The sequence below is a fragment of the Bacillus sp. DB-2 genome (assembly GCF_003315125.1).
GTDB classification, from domain to species: domain Bacteria; phylum Bacillota; class Bacilli; order Bacillales; family Bacillaceae_G; genus Bacillus_A; species Bacillus_A mycoides.
In genome coordinates, this window is sequence record NZ_QNRN01000004.1 from 217136 (window position 1) to 229438 (window position 12303).

The 12303-nt window shown below is 32.2% G+C and carries 11 protein-coding genes; 4 read left to right on the plus strand and 7 right to left on the minus strand.

What is annotated here, in order from left to right; genetic code table 11:
- Window positions 1–21 precede the first annotated feature (21 nt).
- From DET63_RS08885 to DET63_RS08900, 4 genes are all read right to left on the minus strand, one after another.
- Window positions 22–1041 (minus strand): ABC transporter permease, encoded by a 1020-nt coding sequence (locus DET63_RS08885; RefSeq protein ID WP_113936472.1) that lies wholly within the window; start codon window positions 1039–1041, stop codon window positions 22–24.
- A complete protein-coding gene (locus tag DET63_RS08890) occupies window positions 1038–1763 on the minus strand; it encodes an ABC transporter ATP-binding protein (protein WP_113936473.1) in 726 nt (241 codons plus the stop codon). Before DET63_RS08890 ends, DET63_RS08885 begins: the two co-directional genes overlap by 4 nt.
- A gap of 183 nt (window positions 1764–1946) precedes the next feature.
- Complete coding sequence (locus DET63_RS08895; RefSeq protein WP_002017002.1) at window positions 1947–2198, minus strand: hypothetical protein; 252 nt, start codon at window positions 2196–2198, stop codon at window positions 1947–1949.
- Window positions 2199–2414: 216 nt separating this feature from the next.
- Window positions 2415–3257: a metallophosphoesterase gene (locus tag DET63_RS08900; RefSeq protein WP_113936474.1), complete on the minus strand. Its 843-nt coding sequence runs from the start codon at window positions 3255–3257 to the stop codon at window positions 2415–2417.
- A 599-nt stretch (window positions 3258–3856) separates the two neighbouring features.
- On the opposite strand from DET63_RS08900, the gene DET63_RS08905 reads away from it, so the two are divergent.
- Window positions 3857–4426, plus strand: a complete 570-nt coding sequence (locus DET63_RS08905; protein ID WP_002065511.1) for a hypothetical protein — start codon at window positions 3857–3859, stop codon at window positions 4424–4426.
- Window positions 4427–4847: 421 nt separating this feature from the next.
- Window positions 4848–6263, plus strand: coding sequence for a phosphatidylinositol-specific phospholipase C (locus DET63_RS08910; RefSeq protein ID WP_113936475.1), 1416 nt, complete (start codon window positions 4848–4850; stop codon window positions 6261–6263).
- Between the two features lie 152 nt (window positions 6264–6415).
- Here DET63_RS08910 and DET63_RS08915 read toward each other — a convergent pair whose 3' ends face one another.
- Together DET63_RS08915 and DET63_RS08920 are read right to left on the minus strand one after the other, a co-directional pair.
- Complete coding sequence (locus DET63_RS08915) at window positions 6416–7792, minus strand: lytic polysaccharide monooxygenase (protein ID WP_063218804.1); 1377 nt, start codon at window positions 7790–7792, stop codon at window positions 6416–6418.
- A 288-nt stretch (window positions 7793–8080) separates the two neighbouring features.
- Window positions 8081–8656 carry a TetR/AcrR family transcriptional regulator gene (locus DET63_RS08920; RefSeq protein ID WP_002136431.1) on the minus strand — a complete coding sequence of 192 codons (576 nt, stop codon included), beginning with the start codon at window positions 8654–8656 and terminating at the stop codon, window positions 8081–8083.
- Between the two features lie 147 nt (window positions 8657–8803).
- Here DET63_RS08920 and DET63_RS08925 point away from each other — a divergent pair, with 147 nt between their 5' ends.
- Window positions 8804–9928: an alpha/beta fold hydrolase gene (locus tag DET63_RS08925; protein ID WP_113936476.1), complete on the plus strand. Its 1125-nt coding sequence runs from the start codon at window positions 8804–8806 to the stop codon at window positions 9926–9928.
- Between the two features lie 182 nt (window positions 9929–10110).
- On the opposite strand, the gene DET63_RS08930 is transcribed toward DET63_RS08925, so the two are convergent.
- A complete protein-coding gene (locus DET63_RS08930; RefSeq protein WP_113936477.1) occupies window positions 10111–10404 on the minus strand; it encodes an ArsR/SmtB family transcription factor in 294 nt (97 codons plus the stop codon).
- Between the two features lie 459 nt (window positions 10405–10863).
- Between DET63_RS08930 and DET63_RS08935 the strand changes: the two genes are divergently transcribed.
- A complete protein-coding gene (locus DET63_RS08935; protein ID WP_002127477.1) occupies window positions 10864–11187 on the plus strand; it encodes a hypothetical protein in 324 nt (107 codons plus the stop codon).
- Window positions 11188–12303 lie beyond the last annotated feature (1116 nt).

Sequence of the window (12303 nt, forward strand, 5' to 3'; positions counted from 1 at the left end):
TTGTGCTCCTTTTTATCATCATTATATTTTGCGATGTTTCTTTAATGCAAATACATTTCCTACTGCAAATAATAGTGAAAAAAGTAGTAATACAGTAAGATCTAATGCAATCTCTGTAAACCCTTGATTCCGAATCATTACTTGTCTCATAGCGTCAGCACCATATGTGAGTGGAAATAATTTACCTAACATTTGTAACCATGTATTCATGGATTCCATTGGAAACAACCCAGAAAAGAAGACTTGTGGCACGATAACAAGCGGTATAAATTGAATCATTTGAAATTCATTATTTGCGTATGCCGATAAAAATGTGCCTAATGTTAGTGCAGTTAAAGAAAGCATACATGTTATAAGTAGCGTTAGCCATATTGAGCCAGCTACATATAAATCTAAAATATAAACTGAAAAACTTACAATTATAATAGATTGTATAAATGCAAAGATTCCAAAACCAATAATATATCCTAAAACTATTTCCCATCTTCTCACTGGTGTGGACAATAATCTCTCTAATGTACCACTTAAACGTTCTCTTACAAAAGATACTCCGGACAATATAAATACAAAGAAAAATGTAAAGAAACCAATTAATACGGGACCAAGCCCATCGAACATCGTAATGTCTTTAGAGCCATGTAAATAATCCACTTCAGGCTTCATCATTGATACATCATTCTTCTCTGTACTCTTTTGCAATACTTGAAGTACCGCACGGTTTTTTGATGAATCACTGCCTTCTAATAGAAGATTCATTTTTCCATTTTCTAAATGAATTACTGCATCTACCTTTTGCTTTTCTAATTCCGAAATTGCTTTGTCTTTACTATATTCATAAATTGATGCTTCTTGATTTTTCATTGCTTTTACTATAGGAGCAGGTACATCGACTACAGCAATATGCGGTATATAGTCTTTTTGTGTAAATACTAGCGATAATAACCAAAGTAATAACATTGGTGCCCCAAACATCATTGCTAAAGAACGCTTATCTCGAAAAAATTGACGAATGATACGGATGACTACACCATTAACTCTCATGATTCAATCACTCCTTCTAACATAAAGACATCTTCAATTCGTCCAGAAGATGTTTGTTTTTTCAATTCCTCCGGTGTGCCAATCGCAACTAAATTCCCTTCTCTAATTAGCCCTAGACGTTCGCAAAACTCAGCTTCATCCATAATGTGCGTTGTTACAATAATAGTTGTTCCTTTCTTTTTAAGGTCATAAAACTTCTCCCAAATCGATTTTCGAAGTAGAGGATCTATCCCAACTGTTGGCTCATCTAAAATTAATATTTCTGGTTCATGAAGGAGTGCTATCGCCAATGATAAACGTTTTTTCATTCCACCTGAAAAATGCTGTACTTGCTTTTTCATATGCTCTGATAATTGCACAAGTTCAAAAACTTCTACGATTCTCTCTTTCTTACGCTTACCTTTTAACCCATACATCGTTGCAATAAAATCTGCATTTTCATATGCCGATAGTTCTTCGTATAATGCATCAGCCTGAGCCATATAACCAATTCTTTTCATTTCATTTAGATTAGGCATGTTTGTATTAAAAACAATTACATCCCCTGTAGTTGACTCATTAATACCTGCAATCATTTTAATGAGTGTTGTTTTCCCTGATCCGGAAGGTCCAACCAAGCCAAAAATGTCTGCTTTTTCTACTTGCAGCGAAAGGTTATGCAAAACTTCTTTTTTCCCAAAACTTTTTGATACATCTCGTAAAATAATTGAAGGTTGCTGCACTAAAAATCCCCCTTTTCTTTAAAATGAGTGAGTACTCACTTTTATTTTACTCTCGAATTATTATATGTCAAACTTTTCAAATATATTTTTTTCTGTTATTTACTAAATCAATGAAACAGAGTCGACATTAGAATATCTTTTCTTAAAGTCGACTCTGTTTCATTGTAAATTATTCGATTTTTGTTATGTTTTTAAATTTAAATACCTTCTAATTCTAGCAACATCTAAAGAATATTCGATAACTATTTGCTGTATTGGTAATATAACCGTTTCCGGATATAAATGTGCATATTGTAACGTTTCTGCATACTTTTCCAACCGTTTTTCTAAATACTTTACAATTTGCTCAGGATGACTTACTAATAAAGACGTACTATAATAATGAATTTGCTCCTCAATCGCCGTATATTCTTCAATTTCAAATTCTTTATGCATTTGTACACCCCTTTATATTTTTAATATTGCTTAATAATAACTATTTTAACTCGACTAATTTTTAAGTTTTTTGATTATTTACACTATAACAAACTCAATAGGTCAAATTTTGTTACTTTATGTAACCTTGAAAAATTTTAACAAAATTGTAATGGAAACTTGTACTCAAGAAAAACTACCTTTAAATTATTCACCTGAACAAAAAAGCCGTACAGATTAATTTAACTGTACGACTACAATCTCAGGTCTATTAAAAACTCTTTGCGGAATGATACTATTGCCTAATCCTCTACTAACTATCATAGACGTATTTTGTTGTTCATATAAACCCGCTGTATATTTTGGCAGTATTCCTTGATTAGGAGCAACTAATCCCCCGATAAAAGGTAACCGAACTTGTCCCCCATGTGCATGACCCGATAACACTAAATCTACTTTCTCCTCAGCATACTCTTCTAAAAATTCAGGCCTATGGGATAATAATACATTATACCTATCTGGCTGCGTTTCAATTTTTGCTTTTACAATTGCATCTTTTACAATACTTCCTTCATCAATATCTCCAGTATTAAATTCCGGATCATCAATTCCTAACAAGTTTATTTCGTGTCCTCCCTTTTGTATTATTACATGTTCATTTCTTAAAACAGTGACATGCTGTTTCTTTAATTTTTTTTCTAAACTGTTATATTTTCCTGACCATTTTTCATGATTTCCTGTCACAAAATATACCGGATATTCCTTTACAAGTTCTCGTATTACTTGCATACTAATTTCTGCATCGTACGATTTACTGTCTATTAAATCACCCGTAATAGTAATAATATCTGGATTTATGCTTTTTACTTTTTGAATTAAAACGTCTTGATTATCACCAAATTTTTTATTATGTAAATCTGAAATTTGTAGTATTTTATATCCTTTAAAAGAAGAGGGAATTTTACTAGAGGTTATTTTAACCTCAGTTATACTTATTAAATTGTTTTGTAAATATAAAAAGATACTAATGCCTACTAATATACCAATAATTAATATGATTCTTTTAGTCTTCTTGTTCATATTTCCTCCTAAAATCTTGATCAGTACTACAGTTCACAATAAATATTACGTGCCCTTCGCATTCAGAATAACTGAAATTTTTTAATTGATTTGTAGTATTTGTTATAGTTTTATACGCCACTTATAAAATTTTTCAATCGCATGCGTGTATGATGTCATGCTCATTTTTCAGTAATTTTATAGCAGATCACTGGAATTTTTTCATAATATTAACATTTATCTTACTTAGTTTGATAACTATATCATGATAATTCCTATAGTTTTTTATAAAAATATTGTGTACTTTTCTCGAAGTATATACGACATTTGATTACAAATATATTATTACCACTACGATTTTAATTTGTTTAAAACGTACAAAGAGAGAATTGAAACACTAAATTGCCTTATGAAAAGGTATTACTGTACTATTTGTTAGAAAATTGAAAAAACATGTGTAGATAGCTATCATTGTAAGTGCATATATAATTAACTTTAATTTCCTGACATAATTTCACATAATTCTTAACCTAGTTTTTGCGTGCATTATGAAATAAAATATTGTCCCATGTCAGTCTTTAAAAAATTATATATCATAACTTTAAGGGAGGAAGAAAACTATGAAGATGAAAAGAAAAATCATGATGACGACAGCACTTGCAGCTACATTAGCTACAGGTGCACTACCGACTACATCGGTGTTTGCTGCAGAAAAAGAGGCTCCTATCCAACAAAAAGAGGCACAAATGAGTATTCAACCATTCGCACAAAATAATCTGGAAACAGCAGTTAAAGCTGCCTTAAATGGTCCAGAAGTTAAAAAAATTAAAGTATTTGAGCATGAATTTAATGTAAAACCAATTGAAGTAGTAAATTTAGGTGGCGGTAAAACATATGTTAAGGGACAAATTTCTCATCATTTAAGTTTTCGTCCAGATGATCAATTTTATTATGAGTTTACAGTGCAAGATGGAAAGGTAATAGATAAGCCTGTATTTAATATTGATAGAGGTGGTTGGACACCATTTGCTGCTCCACTTTTATCAATTCTTGCTGCGTATAATGGGATTCCAGTAAATCCAAATGATTTAAATGCACTTGGTCAACAAATTGGGAAAGTTATAGATGGAAGCTGGGAACATGCAGCCCAATCTATCGCAACTGTAGTTAGTTTAAGTTTTAATGAATAGAATTTTTAAATTTTTATTAGCATTGTAGAGATCCACTTTTCCTAAGTAGCCTTGTTATAAGAAATTCTGAAACAGCTATAAATAGATTTTTACCACTCAGTCACATTATCTTGATTTGTTAACCACCTTATCATTCATTATATGTCACAAAATAGAAGTCTTTTTTAAGACTTCTGTTTTGTTTGTATACAGTACAGCGGAAAGTTTGTTTTTTACCTATCTATGCTTCAATTCTTTAAGAATCCGTTTGACTATTAGATACAATTTATTACAACAAACTATTAAAATCTCAAATAACTTCCTACCCTATTTTGATTTTTTCAAACACAAAAATTCATTACTTTAAGAATGAAAACAATAGATGTAGTAAAAAATCATCTTGTTTTATTATATCTATTGTTTAAAAGTCAGGAGAGATAAAATGAACAAAATAAAAATGAGGAATTTTTTTAAAATTAGTATCCTTACTTGTTTCACACTAGCAAGTTTAAGTACACCATCTACTATTTTTGCTGATAGTCATCCAGGTTATTCCTATGAATCCAATATAGGCTATCAAAACCCAGCATGGATGTCGAAAGTAGCAGATTCAACAAAATTGAGTGAAATATCTATTCCAGGGACTCACGGTACAATGGCTTTACATGGAGCAAGTTTTCTTGATGAAAATTTGACAAGAAATCAAACTATGAGTCTACCACAACAATTAAATTCCGGAATTCGATATGTAGATATGCGTGTTAAACGTGTAAAAGATTCTTTTGCAATGTACCATGGGATTGTAAATCAAAAAGCAATGTTTGAAGATGTATTAAAAGAGGCAATTCAATTTTTAAAAGATCATCCTACAGAAACAATTTTAATGCGCTTAAAAGAAGAAACTACTCCTGAAAGTGGCTCACTATCATTCGAGGAAATACTTAATAAATACAAAGACCTTAATTCTTCCTATTTTTGGGATCCGAGTTCTGTACCAACTTCAAAAAGAAATAATCCTACTCTAGGAGACATCCGAGGAAAAATTGTAATCTTACAAAACTTTACAGCCTCTCAGCAATATGGTATTAATTACGATAGCTTAAATATACAAGATACATTTGAAATTGAAAACGGACCAGACGGAATGTATGAAAAATGGAATGCGGTGAGAACCCACCTTCAAAATGCAAATAATAATTTTAACAATGATAAAATCTATCTTAACCATTTTAGTGGCACAGGTGGTGCTGCTGCATTATTAAATAATGTTTATCCTTGGTTTGTTGCAAGTGGTAAAGAGAGCAGAAATACTGATAGTAACCCCAAGATGATTCAAAAAGCTACAACTAATGCGTGGGAAGATTTCCCTCGTGATATAAATGGTCAAGTATTTTATGGTGGAATGAATACACTTGGGACCGAACTCTTGCAACAAGGTGGAATTAAACATTCTGGTATTATCGCAGCTGATTTTCCTGGTCCAGGTTTAATTGATAGTATCATTAAATTAAATGGTATACATTCGAATGAAAAAGAAATATTAATTTCGCAAACTTCATCCGAATCTAGCCCTTTATCCGGACAACAAAATCGATCCAGTCAAAACTTTAAAATTGATAGTTTACCTGTAGGTACTAAGGAATTAAAATGGATTATTGAACCTTCAGAAAAAGATCATCCTTCTTCTATCTCTTTCAATGTAATGATTGACGTTTCCCTAGGTACAGATTCTACTCGTTGGAAAAATATTTCACATGGATCTAGGACTGAAGCTTATACGAATACTAAATATTATATTGCAAGCCCACTTGGTGCCACTAACAAATTTACAGTGAAAATATACGCTATTACAAATTAAAAAATAAAGAACCCAATGGAATTCCTTTTTGATGGAATACCATTGGGGTTCTTTAATAATTTCATTTCGTATATATTGGGATGAAGAGTAACAATTGCACCCCTGTTCCGGTATTGCACATAGAATAAGTGATAACTACCCTTTTCCACTTATCATTTATTTAAAACTGGCTTCCAAAGCGATAGTGCAAAAATCCAATTTGGATCGCCGTTCCCTTGATAACTTTGAACCGCTTCATACACTTTTCCCTCATGTACTACTTTATCACCTTTATTGTATGCTTTTCTTGCATCCCATTTTTCATAAGTAGACCCCTCTAGTTTTGTTGCTACAGTTAAAACATCACTTCTACTAGACTCATTTCTAGCTAAATCAACCGCTGTCACTACATATTTGTACGATGTATTTGCCTTTAAATTTTTATCCACAAAGGATGTATTATCCGTTGTCCCAATTTTATTCATAACCCCTGCGTTTTCTCTATATACAACATAATGGTCAACACCTACATTATCTTCAGACGGACTCCACATCAAATCAACAGTTGTCGCTGTTGTACCCATACTATGTAATCCTTTTGGTTGAGTCGGAGCCTCTTTATCTGGAATTTCATTTGTTGTCTTAGCCTTTAGTTTTTCACTTTCTTTTGATATGTTTCCAGCAGCGTCTAATGCCTTTATTGTATAGGTATATTCCGTATTTGCTTTTAATTTTTTATCAGTAAAAGTTGTACCTGGTACCGTACCAATTACTTCTCCATTACGTAACACTTGATATTCTTTTACGCCTATATTATCAGTAGAGGCCTTCCATGTTAGTTCAACACTATTGGCAGAAACTTTAGACGCATTTAATCCCGTTGGTTGACTTGGAGCTACTGTGTCGGGAGTTTCATTATTTACTAAATTCACATCAATTACGTTATAAAACGCATTTGACGTATCTGCTACATCCCATACAGCTAAAATAACATGATAACCATTGCGATCAGTTGGTACATTAATTGTATGTGTTAAATTATTTGATGCTGCCGAACCGTCATGATTCACAGTTCCAATTGGTTCTAATTCAGCACGTGTTAATGGTTTATTAGGATCCCATCCCTTTTTTGTAATGTAATAATGCCATTTACTTGTAGAATGTGCCGCTGTGTATTTCCATGTAAATGTATTTGCTCCCCCCTTTATTGTGTTTTTGAACCAGCGATTTGATGTTTGTTGATCAAGAATCCCTCCAAACAATCCTCCTGCCGAAGCAATTTTCCCATCAATCGGTCCACCATCTGGGAATCCTTTAGGTGCTTCTAGACTTTGAGGTTCGTACATTACATTTCCACAATTTAAATTTAATGCTCCATAATTCTGACTACATAAAGCAGCACGACTACTCGGCTTTTCAACAAACCCATGTGCATATGCACTTTGAGGAATCATTGTAATTGCCGTCACCCCTGCAGCTAAAACACAAGCACCAATTCCTTTTTTACTTTTTCTTAATCTTTCTAACTTAGATGTTAATTTCAAATTCATACTTGTCCCCCCAATATATTGTTTACGCTAATATAATAGCAATATAGGGATAAACGAACAAATCACCTACTAATATATTAATAGTTCAATAACATAAACACATTTAGTTTATTTATTAACCTGATATGGGGCTAAATTAAGCAAATTAATTCTATTTTGTAACATTATGTAGTAAGGAGTTTATAAAAAAACAATAAAGATTCACAAAAAATCCAAATATCGATTACTTAATTTTTTACAACCACACCCCACACGATAACTACATTATTAAGCAGGTTTCATGATTTATTACATTCTCTCGCCACCTGACAAAATCAGATCAAAAACATATCCCTGCATATTATCAATTAGTTTAACCACATCTGGATTTTTATCGTTGCTCAGCGACCAATTAATTGACACCATTGCGTTTGCTGTATACAACTGAGCTACAAAGTCAATCGGCACACTTACTTCAACCTGCTGCTCTTTCAAATAGGAATAGCAGGCATTATATAAAATGGATTCTAATTCTAAACGTAAATCCGCTGAGGGAACACGTACATGGAGTAAAGTTGCAACCTCTTTTTTTCGCGCTGAGATCTTATCGGTTATCATATTAATAGCTTGAGCCACATTTCCATTCTCTATTAATGCGAAACGAAATTCAATTTCTTCCTTGAACCAGCAGACATAATTTTGCACTAATTTTTCCAAAAGATCATATTTATCTGCAAAATGGCTGTAAAATGTGGACTTACTCACCATAGCATGTATGCAAATATCTTTAGTTGTAATTCGCCCAAACTCTTTTTCGTTCAAGAGGGTAATAAGTGTATTAGAAATATTTTTCTTCGTTTTATAAACGCGAACATCCTCTCCCATTAATAATCAATCTCCTTCCCAAAGTTGCTTATCAAACCATTTATATCCTTATGGTTCGATTTCGTACTTCTTACCCTTTCCTGCTTGTTGTTTCTTTAATATACTTCTCTTATCCTTACCTTGTAGTCAAATATAAGGAGGGATTTTATGTTTAAACAGTATGTAAACAACGAACAGTTCAATTTGCAAATTAACCGTTTTTTCAACGATTTCTATCAAGACGATGAGCGGGCAAATCAGGATTTGCAAGCCATCATCCCAAGACTTACAGACACGGACAGCTGGTATAACACTTGGATAGAATATGCAGCAATGCGGGAGCATCAGAAAGACTTCGATCTGGCTTCGGTTTATTATCAGGCTGCCGAGTTTTATATGGAATCATCCGATCCAAAAAAAGAAAAAGTGTACCAAAAATACCGTGAAACTTTTTATAAGGGCTTTCATGACTTTGAGTATGAAACCTATCAAATTCCTTATGAAGATTCCTATCTTCCTGCAATCAAATTCATGACACCAGGCGCATGTAATACACTACTTTTCTTTGGAGGCTACGATTCCTACATGGAGGAAATGATGAAGATGATGAACTACCTCATAGGAATCAATTATAATATTATAGTTTTTGATGGACCTGGACAAGGAACAGCACTGAAAAACGGCTTAAAATTCATCCACAACTGGGAGAAGCCCGTTTCCACAGTCATTGACTATTTCAAACTTGACCGTGTTAGTATTCTCGGAGCTTCTTGGGGCGGCTACTTGGCAATGCGTGCCGCCGCTTTTGAAAAACGAATCGACAAAGTCATCGCCTTTAATATTTTTTATAGTGGCCTTGATGCACTCAAGATGCGCATGCCGGATAATATCTGGAATAAATTGACCACGCTTCTGACTACTAATGAAGCTGACAAAATTAATACCATGTTTAAACAAATGATGGCCACCAGCATCGACCTGAACTGGAAAGTTAAAAAAGGTATGGAAAATACAGGTGAAAAAACGCCATTTAACTTACTTAAAAACTTTGAAAAACATACGATGGCAGGAATCGGTCAGTTCATAAATCAAGAAGTATTGCTCCTGGCTGGTGAAGACGATCAGTACGTTCCAATTAGCCGATTACCGCAAATCGAATCGGAGCTATGTAATGCAGCCTCCATCACTTCTGTAGTTTTCACTAAGAAAACTGGTGGTGAACAACATTGTCAGGCTGGTCATCGTCACTTAGCTTTTGATGAAATTAAAAGATTTTTGCGACATAACTTCTAGTGAATAATATCAAGCATTTTAGCACTTTCAAAATTTTTCATATACTAACACATTAGAACATGGTGACTATCGTGACACTCCTCAAAAAAACTGATATTTTGTCATAAAAGAAATCCCCCACTTATTTGTGGGGGGATTATTCTGTGCTTTACTTATAATGATATGTGTGAAGTTTTGTTTATTTACAAACCTAAAATCCCTACAATCTGACTCGCCTTTAAATTAGTAATATAATTGTACATCTCTAAGCCTTTTCTTTCAGCCTTTAGCACCTTGCCTCTCATTTTCGATAAATGTTGGGAGACAATAGATTGTGGAATTTTTAAAAGCTCCGTCAATTGTGTAACATTACATTTTTTATACTGAATTAACTCGTTTATAATTTGCAATCGAATTGGATGTGCCATTATTTTTAACATATCTACATCCTCTTCAGTTATTACACTCTTTTTCATTTCACCTTTATACATTGTCATAAGAAATTCTCCTTTATTATCCGTGCATTTCCGCACGTCTTTTAATTAGAAGTATATTCTAAAATTATTACGGTTTAATATTCTTATTTTTTGGTATATTGAAGTTTATATTTTTAAAATAATATAATTCCAGAAACGCCTTACACTCATATTGTACAATTCCAATATGCGATTCATATGAACTTAATATACGGTTTAAATGAATCTTATATAATGAATCTCACTTCACTATGGAGACACTGTTGAAACGTTACTTCAATAACTCTGTAGGAAACTTATAAACAACTAAAAAAGGACACACCTATAGCATATGTATGCGTAGGTGTGTCCTTTTCTAAGATAAATTTTAAAGTATTAACTTCTTTTTATCCTATCGTATAAGATAACTATTTAAATTTCAAAATATATAGTATAGAATAGGAACATTCGCTATATTTATGTATGAAAGGATTTTTGGAAATGGACTTGTTGCAAATCAAGAAAATGGAAAATTTAATTTGGACTATTGAACATAGTAGTGACCTCTCAAAAAGGTTTTACATAATAAAATTTTTTGATAGAGAAAATACAATTAAGCCAATTGAAACATTAGAATTTGGAAATAGAAATATCGACAAATTTGAATGGGTGTTTATTAATATATTTCCAAGGGTAGTAACAACTTATGTCCCTTCCACTGGAAGGAAACCTGATGAATCATTAATAGATACAACTAGAGAAAACAGTAAAGAATCACTTATTTTACAAGGAATACGAACCTACACCAAGTTTTGGTCATGTTAACCCCCACCCTTCTATAGCAGCAAGTATAATTTTGCATAAAATGTGGATTTTTGAGTTAAGGTGAATTCTATATGTAAATTCTGCTGAGAGTTTCATTCACATTGTATTGTTCGTTATTTGAAGAACAAGGAGTTTTTTATAATATACGATATATCAATTTTTAAAATGTATGTTTATACTTATTTTTTTAGGCATTTTATTTTCTTAAGAGCATCCACGCAAATACATGCTCTTAAGAAAATAAAAGTAGTACGCATGAGATTGAATGAATATTAAATAAAACACTTTGGATCTGGAACTTACCTTACACTTTGTTTTATATACATAAAAGAAGAGTAGAATATCCTTTTTTATTTTTATATTTTCCTACTAACACTTCAAACAATCTATCAGGACGTTAAGTAGTGAATAGTTCAATTTAAGGGGATTGTTTTAGTCTCTACTAATTTAGCAGAAAATTCAGTTTCATATTTAACCTTTCTAAATTCTAGATGATTAAACCCTTGATTAGCGCCTCATCGGTTGAATCAAAAAGGGTATGCACTTTAATACACCTAGTCCAACAAACGTAAATATTACTCCTACCAAATCAAACAAAAAAATTTGAGTAGCCCCCTATTTATTGCACTAATTATAACTAGAGCTAGCCCTTTCCCTTTCTTTTTCTTTAAATTCCTACTTTAACTAGAACATACGGACGTTAAGTGATATGAATTCATTTTATAATGGGGGAATTTTTCACTTTTTTTAAACAACTTATTATATTATTTTTATCTAATAAGGCACAGAAACAAATTAAAAACCTTTAGTGCTCCTGAGAAAATCTCTTGAGGAAAAACGTTTTTAGGGTGAAACATTTTTCAGGGTACTTTTATACTGACTCTTTTCCTTAAAATGTTTCTGTACCTAATATTTAAATTAACTTATGTCAAAATATTTCGCAATACAAGTGCTAAATGCTACATGGATATATAGAAAATGACACTTTTTATGAGCATACCCCATCAAATACTTATATTAAATATAGAAAAGTCACCTTACTATTATTAAATTTGTTAAATTAAATAATAGAAATGGAGAATGCTAACTTTATAATTGTCACAATTTAATTTATAT